Here is a 26170-nt window from a genome sequence, read left to right as displayed (position 1 = left end):
CCAGCGGCATGGCACGCTTCTAGAATCACGCCATCGTCCCTGATCGGAGTCACCCTCATGCCGTTGAACAGCCTGTTTCGCAGCTTGCTCGCCGCCTACGCCTGTGGCGCCAGCGGTACCCATGAAACCCCGCAACGGGAGGTTTAATACTTGGAGCGAGGCCGGCGAGCCTTTACTCTGAGGCCATCAATGACCTCGGAGTAAGGCATGTCGTTAACTTCTGTCTGTGTATTCTGTGGCGCCAGCACCGGCGCCAACCCTCTCTATCGTGAAGCCGCCCAGGCCCTGGGCCGGGCCATCGCCGAGCGTAGGCTGACCCTGGTGTATGGCGGCGGCGCGGTAGGGCTGATGGGCATCGTCGCCGACGCGGCCCTGGCGGCCGGGGGCGAAGTCATCGGGATCATTCCGCAAAGCCTGAAGGACAAGGAAATCGGCCATCGCGGCCTGACCCGCCTGGAAGTGGTGGACGGCATGCACGCCCGCAAGGCGCGCATGGCCGAGCTCAGCGACGCCTTCATCGCCCTGCCCGGCGGCCTGGGAACCCTGGAAGAACTGTTCGAAGTCTGGACCTGGGGCCAGTTGGGCTACCACCACAAGCCGCTCGGCCTGCTGGAAGTGAATGGCTTCTACGAAAAACTCAGCGGTTTTCTCGATCATATCGTCGGCGAAGGCTTCGTCCGTGCCCCGCACCGTGACATGCTGCAAATGAGCGAGTCGCCGGCCGGCCTGCTGGATGCGCTGGACGCCTGGCAACCGACGGTCCCGGACAAATGGGCCGAAGGCAAACCCAGCTAACCACCCGGCCCCGATAACAGGCAGAATACGCGCCGCTCAACCTCACCTTCGACCCCAGAGGATCGCCCATGGCCAAACCCAACTACTCCTTCGCCAAACGTCAACGTGACTTGGCCAAGGAACAGAAGAAAGAGGAAAAGCTGCAACGCAAGAAAGCCGCCGCTGAAGAAACCAGCGCACTGAACCCGGATGCAGAAGGTGAAGTGAGCGTCGACGACGCCGAGCCCGAGGCCCCCCAGGCCTGACCTGCCCCGTAGGAGCTGGCTGGCCAGCGAAAGCGCTCTCCAGCCCTACGCAATATCCGCAGGCCCCATCGCTGGCAAGCCGGCTCCTGCAAGGTCGGAGATGGCAGTGTCATGCCAGGGGCATGACGGTGACCCGAACATCCGGGTCATGGCTGCCCCCTCCCAGAATCACCCCACGCAACGGCGACACATCGGAAAAATCCCGGCCCCAGGCCAGGGTGATGTGCTCCAGCGCCGGCTGCACGTTGTTGGTCGGGTCGAAATCCACCCAGCCCAGCACCGGGCAAAACACTGAAACCCAGGCATGGGAAGCATCGGCGCCGATCAGCCGCGGCTGCCCCGGCGGTGGCTGGGTCAGCAGGTAGCCACTGACATAGCGCGCCGCCAGCCCTCGCGAGCGCAGGCAGGCCAGCATCAGGTGGGCGAAGTCCTGGCACACCCCGCGCCGACGTTCCAGCACCTCCACCAGCGGCGTCGCCACCTGGGTGGCTTCGGCGTCGAAAGTGAACTCACTGAAGATCTTCTCCATCAACGCCTGGGCGCCCTGCAACAGCGGCCGCCCCGGTACGAAGCAACTGGCGCAGAACTCGACAAAACTCTGCTTCAGATGCACATAAGGCGATTCGAAACGGTAGCGACAGGCTTCCAGCAACGCCTCGGACAAGGGCTGGCCGCTGTAGGTCAGGGCGCCGCGGGCGGCATCCCAGGGCAGTGACGCGGCAAAATCCAGCGCCGGCCGCTCCAGCACCTCGACACTGAGCTGGGCATTGACCAGCAATTCGTCATGGGGCCGCTCGAAGGCCAGGCGGGTCAGCGGGTTGCCGAATACATCCTGCTCGTCACGACGGCTGGTAGGGTCGGGGCTGATCAGCAATTGCCGCTCGCTGCACAGTTGCCAGGCACAGGCCCGGGGCCACAGGTGCGCCAGTTGCTGGGCCAGGGACACCGGGCTGTCGTAGCGGTAGTGGGTGTCGTGGAACACCTGGTAGCGCGCGCTCATCAGACCGACACCGTTTGCTGGCTGACATCATCCACATGGGCGAAATGCCGCAGCGCCAGGCGGTCCGAAACCTGCCCGCTGACCTCGGCGATCTCCTGCAGCAGGTCCGCCAGGCCCTCCACTGCGGCGCGCACACTGACCTCGCCGAACAGCGAGTTCTCCAGGCAGCCCAGGTCGAAATGCGCCAGGCGCTCCACCAGCCGCGGCAGCGCCAGCTCGCGGGGCACGCCGAAATCATCGTTGAGGCGCTTGAGGGTGCGGGTCACCAGCTTGAGCTGGAACAACACGGCGTGGGGGTTCTGTTCATCCAGCAGCAACAGGTCGAGGACCGGAATCAACTGCGCCACCGCCAGGTAGCGCGACCGGTAGGTGATGCTGCTGTTACCCAGCTCCAGCAGCCAGTCCAGGCCGGCCTGGTCGAAGGCCGCGGTGCCCCGCAGGAAGGCCGCGAGGCTGCTGCTGAGGAACTGCAGGCGCTCGATGCGCCGGCCAATCATCAGGAAGCGCCAGCCTTCGTCGCGGGTCATGTCGTCCAGGGCGAACCCGGAGAGCGCCGCCAGGGACATCACCAGGCGGTTGAGAAAATCCAGCAGTTCGGCGAAATCCGGCTCCGGAGTGTCCAGCTCCTGGGCCTCGCGCTGCAGCTCCACCAGGGCCTGCCAGTTTTCCCGGGACAGCTTGCCGCGTACCTGGGAAGCCGCCCACTGCAAGCGTTGCAGGTTGGAGCGCAGGCTGAAGGACCAGTCCTCACCCAACAGGGCCGCCAGCAGGCGCTCGGGCAGCTCGCCCTCATCCGGCAGCAGCATCAGGCTTTCTCCCAGGTCCACCGCGGCCAGCAAGGCTTGAGGGTCATCGCCGTCGACATAGCGCGCCAGCATGATCCGCAGCAGCCGCGCACTGTCGTCACAGCGCTCGCAATAACGGCCGAACCAGAACAGGTTTTCCACCACCCGCGACGGCAGGTAGGGATCGCGGCGCACCAGGTCATACACGCCGATGGTGCGCTGGGCCTTCCACTGCTCGCCGCTGGGCGCCCGCTCCCCCAGCACCCAGGTGTCCTTGCTGGCGCCACCGCGCTGCATCGACACCACTTCGGCACCGGCCTGGGCAGCGACCCGGGTCAGGCCTCCGGGCAGCACCCGGTAGCCGTCCTCGCTGGCCACCGCGTACACCCGCATGCCGATGGCACGGGGCTGCAGCTGCCCGTTCTCGGCCTGCCAGACCGGCGCCTGGGACAGTTGCGGCAATTCCTGGGCGACATAGGCATAGGGCCGCGCCCGCATGCGCTCAGCCAATTGCCGGCGTTGCTCGGGGTCCAGGTCGCGACCCAGCACCGGGGTGAAGCTCTGGGAGGCGAAGGCCGGCTTGACCAGCAGATCCGGGAGTTTTTCCAGGGCCTGCTGCAGCACCGGGGCCTCGCCGCACCACCAGGTAGCGATGGACGGCAGAAGCAGTTCCTCGCCCAGCAGAAACTGGCTGATCTTCGGCAGGAAGCCCAGCAGGCCGGGGGACTCCAGCACCCCGCTGCCCAGGGCGTTGGCCACCAGCACCCGGCCCTGGCGCACCGCGTCCAGCAGCCCGGGAACCCCCAGGGCCGAGTCGGTGCGCAACTCCAGCGGATCGCAGAAATCGTCGTCCAGGCGACGCATGATGGCGTGCACCCGGCGCAGGCCGCTGAGAGTCTTGAGGTACACCGTGGCATCACGCACGGTCAGGTCGCCGCCCTCCACCAGCGGGTAGCCAAGCTGTCGCGCCAGGTACAGGTGCTCGAAATAGCTCTCGTTGAACCGCCCTGGCGTCAGCAGCACCACCAGCGGCGCTTCGCTGTCCCGGGGTGCCTGGCGGGCCAGGGTTTCCTGCAGGGTGCGGAAGAACCCGGCCAGGTGCTGCACTTGCAGGTCGCGGTACAGGTCGGGGAACGCCCGGGACACGCTCATGCGGTTCTCCAGGGCATAGCCGGCTCCGGAGGGCGCCTGGGTACGGTCGGCGGTGACCCACCAGCGCCCGTCCGGGCTGCGTGCCAGGTCCACGGCATACAGGTGCAGGAAGGTCTGTTCCGGCGGGCAGATGCCCTGGCATGGCCAGAGGAAATTGTTGTGGCCGAACACCAGTTCCGCCGGCAACAGCCCTTCGCGGATCAACCGCTGCGGGCCATACAGGTCCGCCAGCACGGCATTGAGCAGGCGAGCGCGCTGGGCGATTCCGGTGGACAGCAACTGCCATTCATCCGCTGCGATCACATGGGGCAACAGGTCCAGTTCCCAGGGCCGGTCGGCGCCCTTGGGGTCGGCATAGACGTTGTAGGTGACGCCGTTCTCGTGGATCTGCCGGGTCAGCAGCGCCTGGCGCTGGGCCAGTTGACCGGGGCTGCTGCGCTGCAACTGTTCCAGCAGCCGCTGCCAGTGCGCCCGGACCTGGCCCTGGTCATCCAGCAACTCGTGGTAGGTACCCGCCGTCAGCGGGTAACGGTCTAGCAAGTCAGGCATGGAACACTCGGCAGACGGCAGGGAAAGTCAGATTAACGCACCGCCATGACGCCCGGATATGGCTATCTCACAGGCGTCGCAGGTGGATTAGAAGCGTCGCAAATCCAGGGTCAGCGGCAACTCGGCATTGATCACCACTGGCGGCACCTCCAGGCTTCCCGGGCTATGGCCAAGGCGGAAGAAGCGCGCCATGCGCCGGCTTTCCGCCTCGTTGGCATTCACCGGCAGGCTGTCGTAATTACGCCCGCCGGGGTGGGCCACATGGTATTGGCAGCCGCCCAGGGAGCGCTGCATCCAGGTATCGAGCAGGTCGAACACCAGCGGTGCATGCACCGGGATAGTGGGTTGCAGGCAATTGGCCGGCTGCCAGGCGCGGTAACGTACCCCGGCGACAAACTCGCCGACCCGCCCAGTGGGATGCAGGGGCAGCGCCACGCCATTGCAGGTCAGCACGTGGCGCTCGGGTTCCAGGCCGCCGACCTTGACCTGCAGGCGCTCCAGGGAAGAGTCGACATAACGCACCGTGCCGCCCGCCGCGCCCTCCTCCCCCAGCACATGCCAGGGCTCCAGGGCCTGGCGCAGTTCCAGCTCGATGCCACTGACGGCGTAATCGCCGACCTTGGGAAAGCGGAACTCCAGGTGCGCGGCAAACCATTCGGCCCGCAGCGGGTAGCCGGCGGCATTCAGCTCTACCAACACATCAGCGAAATCCTGTTCGATAAAGTGCGGCAACAGAAAACGATCGTGCAGTTCGGTGCCCCAGCGCGCCAATCGGGCCGGTGCGTAAGGCTCGCGCCAGAAGCGCGCCACCAGCGCCCGCAGCAGCAACTGCTGGGCCAGGCTCATGCGCGCATGGGGCGGCATTTCAAAGGCCCGCAGCTCCAGCAGGCCAAGGCGCCCAGTGGCGCCATCCGGCGAATACAGCTTATCGATGCAGAACTCGGCGCGATGGGTGTTGCCGGTGACATCGATCAACAGGTTGCGCAGCAGGCGGTCCACCAACCAGGGCGCGCACTCCTGGCCGGGAGCCGGCATCTGCGCGAAGGCAATCTCCAGCTCGTACAGCGCGTCATTGCGTGCCTCGTCGACCCTCGGTGCCTGGGACGTGGGGCCGATGAACAACCCGGAAAACAGGTAGGACAGCGACGGGTGGTTGTGCCAGTAACTGATCAGGCTGCGCAGCAGGTCGGGGCGCCGCAGGAACGGCGAGTCGGCCGGGGTGGCTCCGCCAAGGACAAAATGGTTGCCGCCACCGGTGCCGGTGTGGCGCCCATCGATCATGAACTTCTCGCTGGTCAGGCGCGTCTGCCGGGCCTGCTCATAGAGAAACTCGGTGCGCTCCACCAACTCGTCCCAACTGACCGAGGGCTGCACGTTGACTTCAATCACCCCCGGGTCCGGGGTCACCCGGAAGTTGCACAAGCGCGGGTCCGCCGGCGGCTCGTAGCCCTCCAGCAAGACCGGGCAGCGCAGCTCCTCGGCCGTGGCCTCGATCACGCTGACCAGTTGCAGGTAATCCTCCAGACGCTCCAGGGGCGGCATGAACAGGTACAACCGCCCCTCGCGCGCCTCGGCGCAGAGCGCGGTACGGGTCAGCCAGTCGGCGGACTCGTCCACCTGGGGCACCCGCTCGTCCGCCACTGCCGGCTCATCAATCGCTGCCAGCTGAGCCGCGCCCGCCAGTTCGGGAAAATCCTGGTTCGGATCGGTGGCGTGAATGAACGGATACTCCGCCGCCGTCACCCATGGCTGGGACGCCAGGGGCAAGCGATAGCCCAGGGGCGAATCACCCGGTACCAGCCGGCAATGGTTATCGCGCAGGTACCAGCGCCCGCTCTGCCACTGGTCGCCCTTGGCGGTACGGGCCAAGGGCAGGACCTGGCCGATGACCTTGTCCAGCCCCTGGCTGAAAACCTTGCGCAGGCGCTGCCGCTCCAGGGCATCCTCCAGCCGCGAATCCTCGGCGCTGACATTCAGCGGCAGGCTGCCTTCGCGCCACAGGTAGTAGAAATTGTCCTCGTAGGCGGGAAACACAAAACGCGCAGGCAGCTTCAGACGCTCGGCGACACTGGCCAGAAAACGTCCGGCCAACAGCGCATCGGCGGCGTAATCTTCATGCTCGTCGGCAATCAACGCGTTGTTGCGCCACACCGGTACACCGTCGCGACGCCAGTGGCAATTCAGCGACCAGCGCGGCAGTTGCTCTCCCGGGTACCACTTGCCCTGGCCGAAGTGCACCAGGCCCTGGGGTGCATAGTGCTGGCGCAGGCGCTGGAACAGCTCGCCGGCCAGGCGGCGCTTGTTCGCCCCCAGGGCTGCCGTGTTCCACTCCGGGCCATCGGGATCGTCGATGGCGACGAAAGTCGGTTCGCCACCCATGGTCAGGCGCACATCCGCCTCCAGCAGGTCGACATCGATCTGCCGGCCCAGGGCCTGGATCGCCAGCCATTGCTCATCGGTGTAGGGCTTGGTCACCCGGGGCGCTTCCCAGATGCGCTCCACACTCATCTCATGGCTGAATTCGCATTCGCAGGGCTCCACCAGCCCGGTGATGGGCGCTGCTGAAGAGGGGTCGGGGCTGCAGGCCAGGGGAATATGCCCTTCCCCGGCGAACAGCCCGGACGTGGCATCCAGGCCGATCCAGCCGGCGCCCGGCAGGTACACCTCGCACCAGGCATGCAGGTCGGTGAAGTCCACCTCGGTGCCGGAGGGGCCATCCAGGGATTTGACGTCCGCCGTCAGCTGGATCAGGTAGCCGGAGACAAAGCGCGCCGCCAACCCCAGGTTGCGCAGCAATTGCACCAGCAGCCAGGCCGAGTCCCGGCAGGAGCCGGAGGCGTTGAGCAGGGTCTGCTCCGGAGTCTGCACCCCGGGCTCCATGCGGATCAGGTAGGCGATGTCGGCACTCAACCGCTGGTTCAGGCCCACCAGGAAATCCACCGCCGGCAGCGGTGAGCGCGAAATGGCGTCCAGGTAAGCCTGGAACCTCGGCGTCAGGGGCAGGGTTTCCAGGTAGGGCGCCAGCTCGCGCTGTTCATCGGCGGCATAAGCGAAGGGAATCTGCTCGGCGTAGGGCTCGAGGAAGAAATCGAACGGGTTGAACACCGCCATTTCCGCCAGCAGGTCGACTTCGATCCGCAGCTCGCTGGTTTTTTCCGGGAACACCAGGCGCGCCAGGTAATTGCCCTGCGGGTCCTGCTGCCAATTGATGAAATGCTGCTCGGGCTGGACCTTCAGCGCATAGGAGAGAATTCGCGTGCGGCTGTGGGCCGCCGGGCGCAGGCGAACGATCTGCGGGCCCAGTTCGACGGCGCGGTCGTAGCGATAGTGCGTGACATGGTGCAATGCGACATGAATCGACACGGCGTGCCTCCTGCGAGCCTGAACGGTGGGAGAACCTGCGCAAGACTTATGCCAGCGCGCAAGTCCATGGGGTTGTTCAGCGACCCTGGGCAGTACAGCACCAAAACCGCGCAATCGATGCATCCCGGTGCAGGCAATTGCACATAAATGCGCCAGAAGGCAGGCGACGAATCAGCCGCGCTTGCGCTGCTGCTTGAAGCGCTGGCGCTGCTGGCGGATCTGCAGCAGCCGTTCGCGCATTTCCCGGTGCCGCTTGCTGTTGAGCAGCAACAGCCCGAGCAGCGGCAGCAACACGCCGAACAGGTACACCCCCTGGTGCGGGTGATACTGAAACATCGGCACCACCCCAAGCAGGCAGGCGACAAAGTAGCCGGCCACCAACCATACCGCGCGGGAAATGCCACGCACTATCAGCAGGTTGCCCAGCACCAGCAGCGGGATCAGTACCAACAGGCCAAACAGCAGGTATTCGTCGCGCTGGGGCGGTGCCATGGCGCGCCAATAAGTGGTGCCGGCCAGGGACAGCAGGAGCGAGGCACTGAAGCAGCCCAGCAGCACGGTGAGCATGAAGGTCGGGAAATAACGTACCAGGAAGTCTCTCATGCGGCCGCCATCTATCACTCGTCGAACTCCTCGTAGAGCCCCACCGCAAGGGTTTTCACCTGGCCAAGATTGCCGGAGCTGATACTCCCGCTGGTACTCAGGGCAGCGCCCAGAGCATCCTGCATCTGGGTCAGGGTGGCGTGGCGGATCTGCGTCGACGAATAGCGCCTGGGCAACGCACCGGCACGCTGTTGCAGCTTCAGCAGCTTGGAGGTCAGGCTCGGGTCCCGCAGGGTCAACAGTTCCTTGGTCAGCTTGGCCCGTTCCTGGCGGTTGAGCCCCTTGAGCAACTGCATCCAGCTTTTGCCGGTGTTCGCCGCCTTGCTGGCCTTGAGCAGCCTGAGCGTGGTCAGCGCCGAACCGCCGACACCCACCAGGGAAATGCCATCGAGAATCGGCGTGACTATGTTGTACCACTCGGCATCGTCCATGCGATCGTTGGCCGCCGGGTCCTGGATCTCGTTGATCACCCGCGCGCCGCCAATCACGCACTGAGCGGTGCCGGCCATCGCCGCCGAGGCCCCAAGCGCTACCACCCAGACACTGGCACCGGCGGTGAAGGGCACGGCGATGCTGCCGCTGAACACCACCAGCCAGCCGATCACTGCGGCCGTGCAGGCCAGGGTGGTGTTGAAGGATTCAGTGGCCAGCCGCGATTCGCGCGGGTTGTTCTTCACCTGGTCGACGAACTGCTGGGGCGCGATGTAGCGCTTGGCCTCGCGCAAGATCACCCGCTTGGGCACGATGCTGCAGATCGGCCTGAATTCGCGCAGGGTCACGACATTGAAGTCGGCATCGATGTACACCACCCCGGCACCGGCAATCGAGGGATCGGTGTCGATGGCGGCAAACAGACGCGGCAGGTTGATCTGGCTTTCGATCCGTTGGCGGGCAAGAACCTGGGTCAGGCTGAGGTCCCTGATCACTCCGTCTAGTGGGCTGGTCACGCGGTTCATCCTTGGTCTGACGATGTGAATCTGCCTGATAGCCATGAGCCAGCCAGGCATCGCGGCAATGCAAGCCCGGCAACCTTAACAAAGCCCTGACCGTTTGTTGCTCGCCCGCCGGTAAAAAAATCGATCTCCATAAAAGCAAAACGCCAGCTCGGTGGCTGGCGTTTTGTGGGGTTTAGCGCGGCACTACCGGCTTGCGGGTCGGCTTCTTGCCTTTGCCCTTGGCCGCATCGGCGCGCTCCTTGGCCGCCTGCTTGTTGCGGGCAAACGCCGCAGCCTTGGCCTGTTCGCGCTTGTCCCAGGCATTGCCGCCGTCGCTGCCGCGAGGAGGCAGCCCGGTGTGCTGGGTAAGGATCTTGGTTTCCTTGGCCACCTTGTGGCTGCCGGCCGGTGTCGAATTCTTGCGACGGGCACTCTGGTAGCTGTCGGTAGCCGGCTGGTGGGTCGGAATCAGCTGGTTCTTGCCCGGACCGATCAGGTCGCCACGGCCCATGCGCAGCAGAGCCTCGCGCAGCATCGGCCAGCCCTTCGGATCGTGGTAGCGCAGGAACGCCTTGTGCAGGCGGCGCTGCTCCTCGCTCTTGACGATGGTCACGCCGTCGCTCTTGTAGGTGACCTTGCGCAGCGGGTTCTTGCCCGAGTGGTACATGGCCGTGGCGGTGGCCATAGGCGACGGGTAGAACGCCTGTACCTGGTCCGCGCGAAAGCCATTGCCCTTGAGCCACAGGGCCAGGTTCATCATGTCTTCATCGGTGGTGCCCGGGTGGGCGGCGATGAAGTACGGAATCAGGTACTGCTCCTTGCCCGCTTCCTTGGAGTATTTCTCGAACATCCGCTTGAAGCGGTCGTAGGTACCAATGCCCGGCTTCATCATCTGATTGAGCGGACCTTCCTCGGTGTGTTCCGGGGCGATCTTCAAGTAGCCGCCCACGTGGTGGGTCACCAGCTCCTTGACGTACTCCGGCGACTCGACCGCCAGGTCATAGCGCAGGCCGGAGGCGATGAGGATCTTCTTCACCCCGGGCAAGGCACGGGCGCTGCGATACAGCTGGATCAGCGACGAATGGTCGGTGTTCAGGTTCGGACAGATGCCCGGGAACACGCAGGACGGCTTGCGGCACGCGGATTCGATTTCCGGGCTCTTGCAGGCGATGCGGTACATGTTCGCGGTCGGGCCGCCGAGGTCGGAAATGACCCCGGTAAAACCTGGAACCTTGTCGCGAATTTCTTCGATCTCGCGAATGATCGACTCTTCGGAACGGTTCTGGATGATCCGCCCTTCGTGCTCGGTGATGGAGCAGAAAGTACAACCGCCGAAGCAGCCGCGCATGATGTTCACCGAGAAACGGATCATGTCGTAGGCCGGGATCTTTTCCTTGCCATAGGCCGGGTGCGGAATGCGCTGATAAGGCATGCCGAACACGTAGTCCATTTCCTCGGTGGTCATGGGAATGGGCGGCGGGTTGAACCACACGTCCACTTCGCCATGCTTCTGCACCAGGGCGCGGGCGTTGCCCGGGTTGGTTTCCAGGTGCAGCACACGGTTGGCGTGGGCGTACAGCACCGGGTCGTTGCGCACCTTCTCCATGGACGGCAGGCGGATCACGGTCTTGTCCCGGGTCATGCGCGGGCTGGCAAGGATCTGCACCACCTTGGCTTCCTGGGGATCGTCCACCGGGCCCTTTTCCTGCTCGATGGCGCAGGCCTGGGTGTCCTGGGTATTGACGTAGGGGTTGATGATCTTGTCGATCTTGCCCGGGCGGTCGATACGGGTGGAGTCCACTTCGTACCAGTCCTTGGGCGTGTCGCGGCGGATGAAGGCGGTGCCGCGCACGTCGGTGATGTCTTCGATCTTGTGGCCGTAGGACAGGCGCTGGGCCACTTCGACAATGGCTCGCTCGGCGTTGCCGTAGAGCAGGATATCGGCGCTGGCGTCGATCAGGATCGAGTTGCGCACCCGGTCCTGCCAGTAGTCGTAGTGGGCGATGCGGCGCAGGGACGCCTCAATGCCGCCGAGAACGATGGGCACGTGCTTGTAGGCTTCTTTGCAGCGCTGGCTGTAGACCAGGCTCGCACGATCCGGGCGTTTGCCCGCCAGGCCACCGGGGGTGTAGGCGTCGTCGGAGCGGATTTTCTTGTCGGCGGTGTAGCGGTTGATCATCGAGTCCATGTTGCCGGCGGCGACACCGAAGAACAGGTTCGGCTCGCCGAGCTTCATGAAGTCGTCTTTGGACTGCCAGTTGGGCTGGGCGATGATCCCGACGCGAAAGCCCTGGGACTCCAGCAGCCGGCCGATGATCGCCATGCCGAACGACGGGTGATCGACGTAGGCATCACCGGTGACGATGATGATGTCGCAGGAATCCCAGCCGAGCTGATCCATCTCCTCCCTGCTCATGGGCAGGAATGGTGCTGGCCCGAAACATTCGGCCCAGTACTTGGGATAGTCAAATAACGGCTTGGCTGCTTGCATGTCGATGACCGGTGTTGGCTTGGATAGGGACGCGTTGATTCACAGGGAAATTCGCGGGCGCGGAATATAGCACAAAAAATAACCAATTCCGACCGTTATGGTCGGAATTCGGTGCAGCCGATTCGCCGGCGAGCCGGCTCCTACAGGCGCCGGCAGGCGGATGGCCGGCGAACGGGCGGGTTATTCGTCGTCGTCGAAGTTGTAGCTGCCCGGGGCGAGGTTCTCGAAGCGGGTGTACTTGCCGATGAACGCCAGGCGGATAAAGCCGATGGGGCCGTTCCGCTGCTTGCCGATGATGATCTCGGCAATGCCCTTGTGCTCGGTTTCCGGGTGATACACCTCGTCCCGGTAGACGAACATGATCACGTCGGCGTCCTGCTCGATCGCTCCGGATTCCCGCAAGTCGGAGTTCACCGGGCGCTTGTTGGGACGTTGTTCCAGGGAGCGGTTGAGCTGGGACAGGGCCACTACCGGGCAGTTGAACTCCTTGGCCAGGGCCTTCAGGGACCGGGAAATCTCGGAAATCTCGTTGGTCCGGTTGTCGCCGCTGGAGCCTGGAATCTGCATGAGCTGCAGGTAGTCGATCATGATCATGGCGATATCGCCGTGCTCACGCACCAGGCGCCGGGTCCGCGCACGCATCTCCGAGGGGCTGATGCCCGCGGTGTCGTCGATGAACAGCTTGCGGTCGTTGAGCAGGTTGACCGCCGAGGTCAGGCGTGGCCAGTCGTCGTCTTCCAGCTGGCCGGAACGGACCTTGGTCTGGTCGATGCGGCCCAGGGAGGAGAGCATACGCATGATCAGCGATTCACCTGGCATCTCCAGGGAGTACACCAGCACCGCCTTGTCGCTGCGCAGTACCGCGTTCTCCACCAGGTTCATGGCGAAGGTGGTCTTACCCATGGACGGACGGCCGGCGACGATGATCAAGTCGGCCGGCTGCAGGCCGCTGGTCTTCTCGTCGAGATCGGTATAGCCGGTGGACAGGCCGGTGATGGCGTTGTCCGTGTTGAACAGGGTATCGATGCGGTCGATGGCCTTGGTCAGCAGTTCGTTGACCCCCACCGGGCCGCCGGTCTTGGGCCGCGCTTCGGCGATCTGGAAGATCTGCCGCTCGGCCTCGTCGAGAATCTCTTCGGCGGTGCGCCCTTCCGGGTTGAAGGCACTGTCGGCGATCTCGGTGCTGATGCCGATCAGCTGACGCAGGGTGGCCCGCTGGCGAACGATCTGCGCATAGGCCTTGATGTTGGCCACCGACGGAGTGTTCTTCGCCAGTTCACCCAGGTAGCCCAGGCCGCCGACCTGCGAAGTCTGGCCTTCCTTGTCCAGTTGCTCGGACAGGGTGACCACGTCGATGGGCATGTTCTGGTCGGCCAGCTTGGCGATGGCGCGGAAGATCAAACGGTGGTCATGCCGGTAGAAATCGCCGTCGGACACTTGATCCAACACGCGTTCCCAGGCGTTGTTGTCCAGCATCAGACCACCGAGCACGGCCTGTTCGGCCTCGATGGAGTGCGGCGGCACCTTCAGGGCAGCGGTTTGCAGATCGTATTGCTCGGGAGCGGAGATATCGTTCATGGCCACTTGGAATTCGGGGGATGAAAATCAGGATCAGCAGAAAGACAAAGGGCACGACCTGTAAACAGGATCGTGCCCGATGTTAACCGTCAGCCACACAAGGTGCCAGACGATTTGGTACTGCTTAAGCAGCCACCACGACAACGCGTACGGTTGCTTCAACTTCAGCGTGCAGGTGCACGGCTACGTCGAATTCACCTACGTTGCGGATGGTGCCGTTCGGCAGACGAACTTCGCTTTTTGCCACTTCAACGCCCGAGGCGGTCAGTGCATCAGCGATGTCGTGGGTGCCGATCGAACCGAACAGCTTGCCTTCGTCACCGGCGGTGGCAGTGATGGTCACTTCCAGCTCAGCCAGTTGCGCAGCGCGAGTTTCGGCAGAAGCCTTCTTCTCTGCAGCCAGTTTTTCCAGCTCGGCACGACGCGCTTCGAACGCAGCCAGGTTGGCAGCGGTAGCAGCGGTGGCTTTGCCGAAAGGCAGCAGGTAGTTACGGCCGTAACCAGCCTTAACGTTTACCTTATCGCCCAGGTTGCCCAGGTTGGCGATTTTTTCCAGCAGGATCAGTTCCATTTGGTAATAACCTCTTAACTTTTAACCTTCACCGTTCGCAGAGCCGTTATCAGCGTCTTTCGGCGCCAAACGACCGCGAAAATCAACCAGACTGTCGACAATGGCCAGGACCACGAGCAACGGATAGATCAGTTGCATGAACGGCAACAGCGTGACGTACAACCCCACCAGCCAGAACCTGGCCAGTCGCCCTTGTGCCACCAGCCCGTGAATCAGGGCCAGCCCGGCAAAAGCCAGCGGGACACTGCACATCGGCGTCAGCATGGCCAGTTGAGGTCCGAAGTTCGGCCCCACCAGCATGCACGCCAGCAGCAACATCGCTGGCCCAAGAGGGATTCTGATGGCGCGAAACTCGCGACCAAAACCACCCGGGTTATACAACACAGCCTGCCAGTAACGCCCAAGAATCAGGCTCAGCACGCTGATGGCTTGCAACAGGGCCGCTATCAGGCCGGTCAGGATCGGTGCAATCAGCGTGGCAAGACGAGCTCGCTCTTCAACCGATAGCTGCTGGTAGACCTCACCCAAGGCCATCGGCAGGATTTTTATCAATTCCTGTGACAGCGCTTCGATCTGAGGGCGGAAAGCCGCACCCAGGACTCCAGCAAACACCAACCCCATCGCTATGCTGACCAGCAGCACGCGGCTCCAGGACTCGCTTGCGCGCAAAACCAACGCAAGACTCGAAGAACCCAGCAGCACCAAAAGTGCCCGCGGGTCATCGAACGTCAGCCACCAGAGCAAAGCTGGCAGCACTCCCAGAGCGAGGACGCCAAGGGCATCCTTCAATCCGCGCCGCAGAAGCACCAGGCTCCCGGCGGCAGCACCCAACCAATACAACAACGGCAATGCCGAACAGCCAGCCACTACCAGAGTGGCCTGCATACGACCGCGCATGATGAACTCAGCTAAGGCGCGCATGCATTCAATCCCTTACTACTTGTCGACTGCCCGATCTCAGCGGCCGTGGCTGTCGGTGTAGGCCAGCAGGGCCAGGAAGCGGGCGCGCTTGATAGCGGTGGCCAGCTGACGCTGATAACGAGCTTTGGTACCGGTGATGCGGCTTGGAACGATTTTGCCGGTCTCGGATACGTAGGCTTTCAGAGTGTTGAGATCTTTGTAATCGATCTCTTTCACGTCTTCAGCGGTGAAGCGGCAGAATTTACGACGACGGAAGAAACGTGCCATGTAATTGGCTCCTCAAAAGGTCCGTGGATTACTCGTCAGCGTTATCGCTGGCGTCGCTGTTGTCGCTGTCATCGCCATCGGCGCTGTCAGCATGCTCAGGACGGTCACGACGCTCACGGCGCTCACTGCGGTTTTCTTCAGCCTTGAGCATCTCGGATTGGCCAGTGATGGCTTCTTCGCGACGGATGACCAGGTTACGGATCACAGCATCGTTGTAACGGAAGTTGTCTTCCAGCTCAGCCAGGGCTTTACCGGTGCACTCAACGTTCAGCATCACGTAGTGAGCCTTGTGAACATTGTTGATTGCGTAGGCCAGTTGACGACGGCCCCAGTCTTCCAGACGGTGGATTTTGCCGCCGTCTTCTTCGATCAGCTTGGTGTAACGCTCAACCATGCCGCCGACTTGCTCGCTTTGATCCGGGTGGACCAAAAAGATGATTTCGTAATGACGCATGAATGCTCCTTACGGGTTGTAGCCTGCCGCCTATAAGCGGTCAGACAAGGAGTGAATGACACTGGTGTGTCTTGCCTGGTAGTAGGCACATATGCGCCTGCCGTCACGGCAAGGGGCGCAATTGTAGAGAAGGGGGAACAGCGGCGCAAGGCAATTGGTGATTATTTGAACAACCACCTGCGGGAGCCGGCGTGCCGACGATGGACGGCAGCACGCGCCTCGCCGGCAAGCCGGCTCCTGCAACTGCGGGTCAGGCTTTCTTGGCGCCGGCCTTGGCCTTGGCACCGCGCTGGCGCATGGCTTCGAACAGGCACACGCCAGTGGCCACGGAGACGTTGAGGCTGCTGACGCTGCCGGCCATCGGCAGGCGTACCAGGTAGTCGCAGTGCTCGCGGGTCAGGCGACGCATGCCCTTGCCTTCGGCCCCCATGATGATGATGGTCGGGCCGGTCAGGTCCTGGTCGTACAGTTCCTGTTCGGCCTCGCCGGCGGTGCCGACGATCCACAGCCCACGCTGCTGGAGCTTCTCCAGGGTGCGGGCCAGGTTGGTCACGGCTACCAGCGGAATCACTTCGGCGGCGCCGCACGCCACTTTGCGCACGGTCGGAGTCAGGGTCGCCGACTTGTCCTTGGGCACCAGCACTGCCAGGGCACCGGCCGCATCGGCAGTACGCAGGCAGGCCCCGAGGTTGTGCGGGTCGGTCACACCGTCCAGCACCAGCAGCAACGGCGCGCCTTCGGTACGGTCCAGCAGCTCGTCGAGCATGGCCTCGCCCCACACCTGGCTCGGGCTGACTTCCGCCACTACGCCCTGGTGCACGCCTTCAACCCATGCGTCCATCTCACGACGCTCGGCCTGGCCAACCGAAACACGGTTCTGCGCAGCCAGGTCCACCAGCACCTGAACCCGTGGATCACTGCGCCCTTCAGCCAACCAGATCTGCTTGACCCGCTTGGGATGGTGACGCAGCAACGCTTCTACGGCATGCACGCCGTAGATCTTTTCCAACTGACTCATGACTTGGCCTTAGGTTTGCGCGCCCCGCCGCTTTTAGCGCCGGAAGCGGAGCCCGCCTTGGGCGGACCTTTACGATGTTTGCTCGGCTTGGCGGGCTTTTCGCCAGCGCGCGAGGGCGCCGGCTTACCGGACTTTCCCGCAGACGTCGCTTTACCACCGCCCTTGGCTTCGGCCAGCAGCGCCCGCTTCATTTCACGGCTTTTGCGCACTTCGGCGTTTTTCGCTGCAGCGTCGCTTGGACGATAAGCCTCGACCGCCTTTTCCTTGGCGGAGCTGCGACGCCCCGCCTTGGCTGGAGCCGGCTCTTCCACGACCTTGCTGGCAGGTACGTCCGCGGCGCCACGCTTCTTGCGGCCGATCGGTGCGTTGATGGTCTTCTCGGCCATTTCGAAATCGATCTTGCGCTCGTCCAGGTCGACGCGCATGACCCGCACTTCCACAGTATCGCCCAGGCGGAAGCTGCGACCGGTGCGTTCGCCCGCCAGGCGGTGATGCACAGGGTCGAAGTGGTAGTAGTCCCCCGGCAAGGCGGTGACGTGCACCAGGCCCTCGACGTAGATGTCGGTCAACTCGACGAACAGGCCGAAACCGGTCACCGCGGTGATCACACCCGGGAAGGACTCGCCCACACGATCCTTCATGAACTCGCACTTGAGCCAATTCACTACGTCCCGCGTAGCCTCATCGGCACGACGCTCGCTCATCGAGCACTGCTCGCCGAGCTGCTCCAGGGTCGCTTCGTCGTACGGATAGATACGCGCCTTCGGAATGGTCATCGCCCCGGCGCGACGCACGTGCGGCGTGTCCTGCTTGGAGTGGATGACGCTGCGGATGGCCCGATGGGTCAACAGGTCCGGGTAGCGACGGATCGGCGAGGTGAAGTGGGTATAGGCTTCGTAATTCAGACCGAAGTGACCCTGGTTATCAGCGCTGTACACCGCCTGGCTCAGGGAGCGCAGCATCACGGTCTGGATCAGGTGGTAATCCGGACGGTCCTTGATGGTTTCCAGCAATGCCTGGTAGTCCTTCGGCGTCGGGCCATCCTTGCCCTTATGCAGGGACAGGCCCAGCTCGCCGAGGAAGGCGCGCAGTTTTTCCAGACGCTCCGGCGGCGGACCATCGTGCACCCGGTACAGGGCCGGAATCTCGTGCTTCTTGAGGAACTCGGCGGTGGCCACGTTGGCCGCCAGCATGCATTCCTCGATCAGCTTGTGCGCATCATTGCGTGTAGTCGGACGAATTTCGGCGATCTTGCGCTCGGAACCGAAGATGATCCGGGTTTCCTGGGTCTCGAAGTCGATGGCGCCCCGGGTATGACGAGCCCCCAGCAAGACCTTGTACAGCGCATACAGCTGCTTCAGGTGCGGCAGGACATCGCCGTATTCACCGCGCAACTGCTTGGCTTCGCTGGTTTTCGGCTGCTCGAGCATGGTGCTGACCTTGTTGTAGGTCAGACGCGCCTTGGAGTGGATCACCGCTTCGTAGAACTGGTAATCGGTCATCTCGCCGGACTTGGAGATGGTCATCTCGCAAACCATGGCCAGGCGATCGACTTTCGGGTTCAGCGAGCACAGGCCGTTGGACAGTTGCTCGGGCAGCATCGGGATCACCCGCTCGGGGAAGTAGACCGAGTTGCCGCGCACCTGGGCTTCGGCATCCAGAGCCGAACCGATCTTCACGTAACTGGAGACGTCGGCAATCGCCACATACAGCTTCCAGCCACCACCAAACAGGCGCAGCTTGCCGGGCTTGGCTTCGCAGAAAACAGCGTCGTCGAAGTCGCGGGCGTCTTCGCCGTCGATGGTGACGAAAGGCAGATCACGCAGATCGATGCGCTTCTCTTTGTCCTTCTCTTCCACTTCGGGCTTGAGCTTGCCGGCTTCCTTGAGCACCGCCTCTGGCCAGACATGAGGAATATCGTAGGTGCGCAGGGCAACGTCGATTTCCATGCCCGGTGCCATGTAGTTGCCCACCACTTCCACCACATCACCTTGCGGCTGGAAGCGCGGCGTCGGCCAGTGAGTGATCTTCACTTCGACGAACTGACCGATCTTGGCATTGGCATTGCGCCCCGGCGTTACCAGCACTTCCTGCTGGATCTTCGGGTTGTCTGCCACCACGAAACCGATGCCACCTTCTTCGAAGTAGCGACCGACGATGCTTTCATGGGCACGGGACACCACTTCGACGATCACGCCTTCGCGACGGCCGCGGCGATCCAGGCCGGAAACCCGGGCCAGGGCGCGGTCGCCATCGAATACCAGGCGCATTTGCGCCGGGCTCATGAACAGGTCGTCGCTACCGTCATCCGGCACCAGGAAGCCGAAGCCGTCGCGGTGACCGCTGATACGGCCGAGAATCAGGTCGAGCTTGTCCACCGGCGCATAGGTGCCGCGGCGGGTATAGATCAGTTGAGCGTCGCGCTCCATGGCGCGCAGGCGGCGGCGCAGGGCTTCCAGCTGGTCTTCCGTGGTCAGACCGAACTCTTCGACCAACTGCTCGCGACTAGCAGGCGAACCCCGGTCAGCAAGGTGCTGAAGGATGAGTTCGCGGCTAGGAATAGGGTTTTCGTATTTTTCCGCTTCACGAGCGGCCTCGGGATCGAGGGACTGCCAATCGGCCATTAGATAAATTTCACCTTGTCTATATGCGGGTTAGTTTGGCATACGCGTATTGAAACGGGAAATTTCAGGCTCAGACAACCTGGGAATAATCCTCGCCATCGCCTCAGAAACATCGTCACGCATACCGCCGGAGACTTTTTTCAAACTTTTTTGAAATCTGGGGTTTACAGCTCAAAAGAGCCTCCGTATAGTGCGCGCCATCGACGACGGAGACGTCAGCGATACTGCCCAGATGGTGAAATTGGTAGACACGCCAGCTTCAGGTGCTGGTGGCCGCAAGGCCGTGGAAGTTCGAGTCTTCTTCTGGGCACCAATTCAAGAGCTTGAGATTAGATCAGTTTCAAGGCTCGAACAAAAACCCGCGAAAGCGGGTTTTTGCATTCTAAGTGTTTGATTTAATAAAACCAAAACAGGGGTTTACAGATCAAAACGCTGTCCGTATAGTGCGCTCCATCGACACGGCGACGACGTCGATACTGCCCAGATGGTGAAATTGGTAGACACGCCAGCTTCAGGTGCTGGTGACCGCAAGGTCGTGGAAGTTCGAGTCTTCTTCTGGGCACCAATTCAAAACTTGAGAGCATCGCTTTCAAGTCTCACAAAAACCCGCGAAAGCGGGTTTTTGCGTTTCTGCCCCCTGATATTTCCCCGCGCCATCGCCTTCCTCCGCATCCGCAAAGCGCACATGAGAAACGATATCGTTTATGATTGTTACAAGTTTTTGCGGCACTACAGTGAGGAAACCTGCGAATGATGTTCAGAAATACCCTCCTTCCAACATCCCTTCTGCGTGGCTTGACCATCACTTTGCTGGGGCTGACCCTGGCATCCCCCTTCACCCAGGCAGCCGATCCGGTTTCCCTGACCCTGTACAACGGTCAGCACAAGGAAGTCGGCGACGCGGTAGCCAAGGCTTTCGAAGCCAAGACCGGCATCCATGTGAATGTCCGCAAGGGCAGCAGCAATCAACTGGCCAGCCAGGTTGTCGAAGAAGGCGACCGCTCCCCCGCTGATGTGATCCACACCGAAGAATCCCCTCCCCTGAACAAACTCGGCGAGCAGGGCCTGCTGGCCCAGACCGACACCACGACCCTGGCCGTACTGCCCAAGGAATATGTTGCGGGCAACGGCACCTGGATCGGTGTCACCGCGCGCGTACGAGTCGTCGCCTTCAACCCGAAACTGATCGACGAAAAAGACCTGCCCAAGTCGGTGATGGAATTCTCCCAGCCGCAGTGGCAAGGCAAGGTTGGCTTCGTGCCCACCAGTGGCGCCTTCCAGGAACAGGCCGTGGCCATCATCAAGATGCACGGCAGGGATGCTGCCGAAGAATGGCTGACCGGCCTGCGGGCTTTCGGCAAGGTCTACAGCAACAACATGGTGGCCCTCAAAGCCGTGGAAAACGGCGAAGTGGCCACGGTCCTGGTGAACAACTACTACTGGTTTGCCCTGCAACGGGAAAAAGGCCAGCTCGACTCAAAACTGCACTACTTCACGGGCGGCGACGTCGGCGGCCTGATCACCGTGTCCAGCGCAGCCGTACTCAAGTCCAGCAAGCATCCGAAAGAGGCCCAGCAGCTTCTGGCCTACATGGCCAGCGAAGAAGGCCAGCGGGTGATTACCCAGACCACGGCCGAGTACCCGCTGCATAAAGGCATGCAGTCCGATCGTGGACTCAAGCCCTTCAATGAACTGGAAGCCCCGAAGGTGACCCCAGCCGATCTCGGCAATGCCGAGGAAGCCCTGGACCTGGAACGTGACGTCGGCCTGAACTGATGAATCCATCGCCATCCGCTTCCGCCTTGCGCACCACCTTCGTGCCGAGGCGCAAGCGGCCTTCGATCTGGCTACTGCTGCCAGTCCTGCTACTGGTCTGCCTGAGCCTGTTGCCACTGTTATATGTCGGCCTCAAGGCCTGGCAGGCCGGCTGGGCTGAAGCCCTGCACCTGCTGTGGCGCCCCTATGTGTTGCGCCTGCTGAGCAATACCCTGCTGCTGATGCTCGGCGTGACCCTTGCCTGCGCCGTGCTCGGCCTGTCCCTGGCCTGGCTGCTGGAACGCAGCGATTTGCCGGGAAGGCGGATCTGGGGCGTGGTGCTGTGCTTGCCCTTCGCCGTACCGGCCTTTGTCAGCAGCTTCACTTGGGTATCCCTGAGCGCCGGGTTCGAAGGACTGGGCGGCGCGATCCTGGTGATGACCCTGTCCAAATACCCGCTGGTGTTCCTGCCGGTGGCGGCCACCCTGCGTAATCTCGACCCCTCCCTGGAGGAATCGGCGCGGACCCTGGGGCAAAATCGCTGGGGCGTGTTCTTCAAGATAACCCTGCCCTTGCTCTGGCCTTCATTGCTGGCCGGCTCGCTGCTGATTGCCCTGCATATGCTGGTGGAGTTCGGCGCCCTGTCGATCATCGGCCTGCAGACCTTCACCACCGCCATCTACCAGCAATTCGAGCTGGAGTTCAGCAATGCCAACGCCGCCATGCTGTCGGCCGTGTTGCTGGCGCTGTGCCTGCTGCTGCTGGGGCTGGAACTGCGCGTCCGTGGCAAGGGCCGCCATGTACGCACCGGCCAGGGCGCAGCCAGGCACGCCGAACAGGTACGCCTGGGGCGCTGGAGCATCGGCGGACAGCTTTACTGCCTGATGCTGGCGCTGATCGGCAGCGGTGTCCCCCTGGGCATGCTTGCCTATTGGCTGGCCGTCGGTTCATCGGCAGCCTTCCCCGTCGCGGCAATCAGCGAAGCATTGCTGTCTTCACTGGCCCTGTCCCTGGGCGGCGCCGGCCTGTGCCTGGTGCTGGCAGTGCCGGTGGGCCTGCTGGTGGTGCGCTACAAGGGGCGCCTGGCCATCTGGGCAGAGCGCCTGCCCTATCTGCTGCATGCCCTGCCAGGGCTGGTGATCGCCCTGACCCTGGTGTATTTCGCGCTGCACTATGTGCCGGTGCTGTACCAGACCTCGGCGCTGCTGCTGATTGCCTATGCCCTGCTGTTCCTGCCCCTGGCCCAGGCGCCGATCCGCACCGCGCTGAACAAGGCCGCGCCACAGCTGGAAGAAGCAGCAAGAACCCTCGGCGCATCGTCGTTCAGCGCCTTTTGCCGAGTGACCCTGCCGATCATCTTCCCGGCGCTGGGCGCGGCTTTCGCCCTGGTCTTTCTGGATGCGATGAAGGAACTGACAGCGACCCTGCTGCTCAGCCCAACCGGGCTCAACACCCTGGCCACAGAAGTGTGGGCGCATACGGCGAATGTGGAGTTTGCAGCGGCGGCACCTTATGCGGCGCTGTTGATACTGGTGTCAGGGCTACCGGTCTATCTGCTGACAACGCGGATGTATTTGAGTCGCTGAGAGGTGGCAAGCCGGCTCCTGCAGTAAGGTGGCAGGAGCCAGCTTGCCGGCCAGGCATCAGGCGCGGAACTGACCGAGGCTGGCCTTGAGCTGCGCCGCCAGGCTGTCCAGTACCTTGCCGCTGGCGGTGGTTTCTACCACGGCCTGAGCCGCTCGCTCGGCCTGGGCATGGATGGTTTCCACCCGCCCACGCACCGCCTGCGCGCCCTGCGCCTGATGGGCCGCAGCCTGGGTGGCCAGGCCAATCGCGGCGTGCACCTGCTCTACCGAAGACTGCACCGATTGTTGCAGGCGAGCACTGTCGCGCAGCACCAGCAAGCCCTCGCTGGCCTGACGCCCGGCCTGACCGATAGCCGCTACGGCCTCCCGCGCCCCCTGCTGCAGGGCACCGATATGAGCCTGGATATCGCCAGTGGAGCTTTGCGTCTTGCTGGCCAGGGCCCGTACCTCATCCGCCACCACGGCAAATCCGCGCCCGGTCTCGCCGGCGCGCGCGGCCTCGATCGCAGCGTTCAATGCCAGCAGGTTGGTTTGCTCGGCAATGCCATGGATCACCGTCAGCACCACCTCGATCTGCTCGCTCTGCTGGGCCAGGCGCTCGATCACCTTGGCCCCGGTATCCACTTGCCCCGCCAGCGCCTCGATCAGGCTGCCGACCTGCTCGGAGGTGCGGGTAGTCTCGTCCGTCGCCTGACGAATCTCCACCACCTGCTGCAGTGCGGCCTGCATCGCCTGGCTTTCCGCCTGGGCTTCATCGGCCATCTGCGACAACGCCCGCAGGCTCTCTGCCACCTCATCACGCTGCGCTTCGGCTGCGGCATCAGCCCCGGCATTACGCTGGCTCATGGCGCCGATCTCGACGCCTGTGCGCTGGGCCACATCCCCCGCTTCCCGCACGATGGGCTGCAACTTATCCACAAAGCGATTCACCGCCGAGGCCATGTCGCCAATCTCATCATTGCTGTTGAGCGGCACACGCTTGGTCAGGTCACCTTCGCCCGCTGCCAGGTCATTGAGCGCAGCGATCAGCAAATGCAGCTTGCTCACCACGCGACGCCCCAGCACCACTGCCAGCAACAGCAGCAGGGCCAGGCCAACCAGCGCCAGGCCGACGCCGATCTGCCAGCGCAAGGTGGCCGCCGCCTCCTGCACCGTGCTCGCGGTATTGGCCTGCATCTGTGCCGCCGTACCCTGGGCCGACTGCAAGCGCGAGCGCATGGCCGCCGAGCTGTCGGCAGAAGCTCCCTTGAGGCTGTCGCCAACCAACTGATCGCTGCTGGCAATCAAGGCACTGAAACGCTGATCCAGGGCGGCGATATCGGCCTCCACCGACGCGGTGGAGACTCCCATCAGCACCTTGCCGATTTCCACGCCATTGGGATTGATCGAGGCTTCAAGGTAGTACACCGAAGGATCGTTCTTCGCTGCATCCAGGACTTTGTCCAGCGCCCGGTCGCCCTTGCCCTTTTCCAGCAGCGCCTTGTTGATCGGGTTTTCACGATTCAGGTAGCGGGTCAGGTGCTCTCCCGCCGCATCGTCATAAACCACGAACAACACATTGGGGTTGCGCTGAGCCCGTCGGGCGAACTCGGACAAGGTCGGCACATCACTGTCCCACATGGCGCGAGGCGCCACGGAGGCCAGCAACTGAGCCATGTCATTGGCAGAGTCCTTCAGGTCCTTCTCCAGCGCTGCACGCAGCTGTACCTGTTCTTCCTTGAGACGCGAAGACAGGCCGGCCGTGAGGCGTTGGCGGGTACTGCTGGAAAGACTCTCCAGACTGGAGGTGACTTCTTTGCCCGCCTGCTCGAGCTCGCCAGCCAATTTCTGGCTGTCGCCGCCCAGGCGCGAAGCCAGATCCGCCTCGAGGGCAGTCACTGTGCTCCGAGTCAGGGCAACCGCTACCAGCACTTGCACCAAAAGGGCGATACCGAGAGTAACGAACACAGGCCGTAGTAAACGGCTTTGTAACAGTGAGAGAACGGCCGACACAGGAAATCCCTCTACTTTTGACGCCATTATTCTGATGGCACTCTAGAAGTGGATTTCACAGCAAGGGTCGTGCCGCGTGGCAGGCAGAAACGACAAAGGGCCCGATTAAGGGCCCTTTGTTTTTTACATCAACGACTTATCAAGCGAACGGATGACGCAGAACGATGGTCTCGTTGCGGTCCGGGCCTGTCGAAATAATGTCGATCGGCGCGCCGACCAACTCTTCGATGCGCTTGATGTAGGCCTGGGCGGCGGCAGGCAGCTCTTCCAGGGTCTTGGCACCCAGAGTCGACTCGCTCCAGCCCGGCATCTGCTCGTACACCGGCTCCAGGCCGATGTAGCTGTCGGCGTCGGTTGGCGCGTCGATGACTGCACCATCCTGGTTCTTGTAGCCGACACAGATATTGATGGTTTCCAGGCCGTCCAGAACGTCCAGCTTGGTCAGGCACAGGCCCGAGATGCTGTTGACGTCGATGGCGCGACGCAGGATCACGGCATCGAACCAGCCGCAGCGACGAGCGCGGCCGGTGGTGGCGCCGAACTCATGACCACGCTTGGCCAGGAAAGCGCCGATGTCGTCGAACAGCTCGGTCGGGAACGGGCCCGAGCCTACGCGAGTGGTATAGGCCTTGGTGATGCCCAGGATGTAGTCCAGGTACATCGGACCCACGCCCGAACCGGTGGCGATACCACCAGCAGTGGTGTTGGAGCTGGTGACGTACGGGTAGGTGCCGTGGTCGATGTCCAGCAACGAACCCTGGGCGCCTTCGAACATGATGTCCTTGCCGGCGCGGCGCAGCTGGTGCAGCTCGGCAGTCACGTCGAGCATCATCGGCTTGAGCAGTTCGGCGTACTCCATGCACTCGTCCAGGGTCTTCTGGAAGTCGATGGCCGGCTCTTTGTAGTAATTCACCAGAACGAAGTTGTGGTAGTCCAGCAGCTCGCCCAGCTTGGCGGCGAAACGCTCGCGGTGGAACAGATCGCCGATGCGCAGGCCACGACGTGCAACCTTGTCTTCGTAAGCCGGGCCGATGCCGCGGCCGGTGGTACCGATCTTCTGCTCGCCACGGGCTTTCTCGCGGGCCTGGTCCAGGGCCACGTGATAGGACAGGATCAGCGGGCAGGACGGGCTGATACGCAGGCGCTCGCGCACCGGCACACCCTTCTCTTCCAGCTTGACGATTTCACGCATCAAGGCATCCGGAGCTACCACCACACCGTTACCGATCAGGCACTGCACGCCTTCGCGCAGCACACCGGACGGAATCAGGTGCAGGACGGTCTTCTCACCGTCGATCACCAGGGTGTGGCCAGCGTTGTGGCCACCTTGGTAGCGCACTACGGCGGCGGCATGTTCGGTCAGCAGATCAACGATCTTGCCTTTGCCCTCATCACCCCATTGGGTGCCCAGGACTACGACATTCTTACCCATAACACTTGTCCTCATTCGCGCAAACTTGGTGCCGGCAGCCGCCGGCAGGAAAAC

General features: G+C 63.0%; 19 protein-coding genes and 2 tRNA genes. 6 read left to right on the top strand and 15 right to left on the bottom strand.

Annotated elements, in window-relative coordinates; all coding sequences use genetic code 11:
• The first annotated feature begins 207 nt into the window (after positions 1–207).
• Both PFLCHA0_RS02990 and PFLCHA0_RS31795 read left to right on the top strand, forming a co-directional pair.
• Positions 208–795, top strand: a complete 588-nt coding sequence (locus PFLCHA0_RS02990) for an LOG family protein (RefSeq protein ID WP_011058959.1) — start codon at positions 208–210, stop codon at positions 793–795.
• 68 nt (positions 796–863) lie between these two features.
• Positions 864–1040, top strand: coding sequence for a hypothetical protein (locus PFLCHA0_RS31795; RefSeq protein WP_011058958.1), 177 nt, complete (start codon positions 864–866; stop codon positions 1038–1040).
• 109 nt (positions 1041–1149) lie between these two features.
• Here the strand turns inward: PFLCHA0_RS31795 and PFLCHA0_RS02985 are convergent, their stop codons facing one another.
• The 13 genes from PFLCHA0_RS02985 to rnr all read right to left on the bottom strand — a co-directional run bounded on the left by PFLCHA0_RS02985 (position 1150) and on the right by rnr (position 19351).
• Positions 1150–2040 carry a transglutaminase family protein gene (locus PFLCHA0_RS02985; RefSeq protein ID WP_011058957.1) on the bottom strand — a complete coding sequence of 297 codons (891 nt, stop codon included), beginning with the start codon at positions 2038–2040 and terminating at the stop codon, positions 1150–1152.
• Positions 2040–4526 carry a circularly permuted type 2 ATP-grasp protein gene (locus PFLCHA0_RS02980; protein ID WP_015633945.1) on the bottom strand — a complete coding sequence of 829 codons (2487 nt, stop codon included), beginning with the start codon at positions 4524–4526 and terminating at the stop codon, positions 2040–2042. Before PFLCHA0_RS02980 ends, PFLCHA0_RS02985 begins: the two co-directional genes overlap by 1 nt.
• A gap of 87 nt (positions 4527–4613) precedes the next feature.
• Positions 4614–7889, bottom strand: a complete 3276-nt coding sequence (locus PFLCHA0_RS02975; protein WP_041751927.1) for a transglutaminase family protein — start codon at positions 7887–7889, stop codon at positions 4614–4616.
• A 171-nt stretch (positions 7890–8060) separates the two neighbouring features.
• A complete protein-coding gene (locus PFLCHA0_RS02970; protein WP_011058954.1) occupies positions 8061–8510 on the bottom strand; it encodes a hypothetical protein in 450 nt (149 codons plus the stop codon).
• Positions 8507–9448: an NAD synthetase gene (locus tag PFLCHA0_RS02965; protein ID WP_186355319.1), complete on the bottom strand. Its 942-nt coding sequence runs from the start codon at positions 9446–9448 to the stop codon at positions 8507–8509. Before PFLCHA0_RS02965 ends, PFLCHA0_RS02970 begins: the two co-directional genes overlap by 4 nt.
• Positions 9449–9620: 172 nt before the next feature.
• Positions 9621–11918 carry a YgiQ family radical SAM protein gene (locus tag PFLCHA0_RS02960; protein WP_011058952.1) on the bottom strand — a complete coding sequence of 766 codons (2298 nt, stop codon included), beginning with the start codon at positions 11916–11918 and terminating at the stop codon, positions 9621–9623.
• A gap of 180 nt (positions 11919–12098) precedes the next feature.
• On the bottom strand, positions 12099–13496 hold the full coding sequence (gene dnaB / locus PFLCHA0_RS02955) for a replicative DNA helicase (RefSeq protein ID WP_011058951.1): 1398 nt from the start codon (positions 13494–13496) through the stop codon (positions 12099–12101).
• A 124-nt stretch (positions 13497–13620) separates the two neighbouring features.
• A complete protein-coding gene (gene rplI / locus PFLCHA0_RS02950; RefSeq protein WP_007921484.1) occupies positions 13621–14067 on the bottom strand; it encodes a 50S ribosomal protein L9 in 447 nt (148 codons plus the stop codon).
• A gap of 21 nt (positions 14068–14088) precedes the next feature.
• Positions 14089–14988, bottom strand: coding sequence for a hypothetical protein (locus tag PFLCHA0_RS02945; RefSeq protein WP_011058950.1), 900 nt, complete (start codon positions 14986–14988; stop codon positions 14089–14091).
• Positions 14989–15024: 36 nt separating this feature from the next.
• Entirely contained in the window at positions 15025–15255 is a 231-nt protein-coding gene (rpsR, locus tag PFLCHA0_RS02940; RefSeq protein WP_002551829.1) for a 30S ribosomal protein S18, read from the bottom strand.
• Between the two features lie 28 nt (positions 15256–15283).
• The gene (gene rpsF / locus PFLCHA0_RS02935; protein WP_011058949.1) at positions 15284–15709 is read right to left on the bottom strand and encodes a 30S ribosomal protein S6; all 426 of its coding nucleotides are present in this window, start codon (positions 15707–15709) and stop codon (positions 15284–15286) included.
• 250 nt (positions 15710–15959) lie between these two features.
• Entirely contained in the window at positions 15960–16727 is a 768-nt protein-coding gene (gene rlmB / locus PFLCHA0_RS02925) for a 23S rRNA (guanosine(2251)-2'-O)-methyltransferase RlmB (protein WP_015633942.1), read from the bottom strand.
• Positions 16724–19351, bottom strand: coding sequence for a ribonuclease R (gene rnr, locus PFLCHA0_RS02920; protein ID WP_015633941.1), 2628 nt, complete (start codon positions 19349–19351; stop codon positions 16724–16726). The genes rlmB and rnr overlap by 4 nt, the downstream gene beginning before the upstream one ends.
• A 226-nt stretch (positions 19352–19577) precedes the next feature.
• On the opposite strand from rnr, the gene PFLCHA0_RS02915 reads away from it, so the two are divergent.
• The 4 genes from PFLCHA0_RS02915 (at position 19578) to PFLCHA0_RS02900 (ending at position 22692) form a co-directional block, all read left to right on the top strand.
• Positions 19578–19664 (top strand) — tRNA-Leu (locus PFLCHA0_RS02915).
• A gap of 165 nt (positions 19665–19829) precedes the next feature.
• Positions 19830–19916, top strand: a tRNA-Leu gene (locus PFLCHA0_RS02910).
• A 185-nt stretch (positions 19917–20101) separates the two neighbouring features.
• The gene (locus PFLCHA0_RS02905; protein WP_015633940.1) at positions 20102–21127 is read left to right on the top strand and encodes an extracellular solute-binding protein; all 1026 of its coding nucleotides are present in this window, start codon (positions 20102–20104) and stop codon (positions 21125–21127) included.
• Positions 21127–22692: an ABC transporter permease gene (locus PFLCHA0_RS02900; protein ID WP_011058945.1), complete on the top strand. Its 1566-nt coding sequence runs from the start codon at positions 21127–21129 to the stop codon at positions 22690–22692. Before PFLCHA0_RS02905 ends, PFLCHA0_RS02900 begins: the two co-directional genes overlap by 1 nt.
• Positions 22693–22749: 57 nt before the next feature.
• Here PFLCHA0_RS02900 and PFLCHA0_RS02895 read toward each other — a convergent pair whose 3' ends face one another.
• Positions 22750–24684, bottom strand: a complete 1935-nt coding sequence (locus PFLCHA0_RS02895; RefSeq protein ID WP_011058944.1) for a methyl-accepting chemotaxis protein — start codon at positions 24682–24684, stop codon at positions 22750–22752.
• Between the two features lie 139 nt (positions 24685–24823).
• Positions 24824–26116, bottom strand: a complete 1293-nt coding sequence (locus tag PFLCHA0_RS02890) for an adenylosuccinate synthase (RefSeq protein WP_011058943.1) — start codon at positions 26114–26116, stop codon at positions 24824–24826.
• Positions 26117–26170 lie beyond the last annotated feature (54 nt).

It is taken from the genome of Pseudomonas protegens CHA0 (genome assembly GCF_000397205.1).
Lineage (GTDB): Bacteria > Pseudomonadota > Gammaproteobacteria > Pseudomonadales > Pseudomonadaceae > Aquipseudomonas > Aquipseudomonas protegens.
This window is presented reverse-complemented; position numbering and strand designations above follow the sequence as displayed.

Coding starts and splice junctions, on each gene's coding strand:
- PFLCHA0_RS02990 (WP_011058959.1), top strand. CDS start 208: ATGTCGTTAACTTCTGTCTGTGTATTCTGTGGCGCCAGCACCGGCGCC.
- PFLCHA0_RS31795 (WP_011058958.1), top strand. CDS start 864: ATGGCCAAACCCAACTACTCCTTCGCCAAACGTCAACGTGACTTGGCC.
- PFLCHA0_RS02985 (WP_011058957.1), bottom strand. CDS start 2,040: ATGAGCGCGCGCTACCAGGTGTTCCACGACACCCACTACCGCTACGAC.
- PFLCHA0_RS02980 (WP_015633945.1), bottom strand. CDS start 4,526: ATGCCTGACTTGCTAGACCGTTACCCGCTGACGGCGGGTACCTACCAC.
- PFLCHA0_RS02965 (WP_186355319.1), bottom strand. CDS start 9,448: ATGAACCGCGTGACCAGCCCACTAGACGGAGTGATCAGGGACCTCAGC.
- PFLCHA0_RS02960 (WP_011058952.1), bottom strand. CDS start 11,918: ATGCAAGCAGCCAAGCCGTTATTTGACTATCCCAAGTACTGGGCCGAA.
- dnaB (WP_011058951.1), bottom strand. CDS start 13,496: ATGAACGATATCTCCGCTCCCGAGCAATACGATCTGCAAACCGCTGCC.
- rplI (WP_007921484.1), bottom strand. CDS start 14,067: ATGGAACTGATCCTGCTGGAAAAAATCGCCAACCTGGGCAACCTGGGC.
- PFLCHA0_RS02945 (WP_011058950.1), bottom strand. CDS start 14,988: ATGCGCGCCTTAGCTGAGTTCATCATGCGCGGTCGTATGCAGGCCACT.
- rpsR (WP_002551829.1), bottom strand. CDS start 15,255: ATGGCACGTTTCTTCCGTCGTCGTAAATTCTGCCGCTTCACCGCTGAA.
- rpsF (WP_011058949.1), bottom strand. CDS start 15,709: ATGCGTCATTACGAAATCATCTTTTTGGTCCACCCGGATCAAAGCGAG.
- rlmB (WP_015633942.1), bottom strand. CDS start 16,727: ATGAGTCAGTTGGAAAAGATCTACGGCGTGCATGCCGTAGAAGCGTTG.
- rnr (WP_015633941.1), bottom strand. CDS start 19,351: ATGGCCGATTGGCAGTCCCTCGATCCCGAGGCCGCTCGTGAAGCGGAA.
- PFLCHA0_RS02905 (WP_015633940.1), top strand. CDS start 20,102: ATGATGTTCAGAAATACCCTCCTTCCAACATCCCTTCTGCGTGGCTTG.
- PFLCHA0_RS02900 (WP_011058945.1), top strand. CDS start 21,127: ATGAATCCATCGCCATCCGCTTCCGCCTTGCGCACCACCTTCGTGCCG.
- PFLCHA0_RS02890 (WP_011058943.1), bottom strand. CDS start 26,116: ATGGGTAAGAATGTCGTAGTCCTGGGCACCCAATGGGGTGATGAGGGC.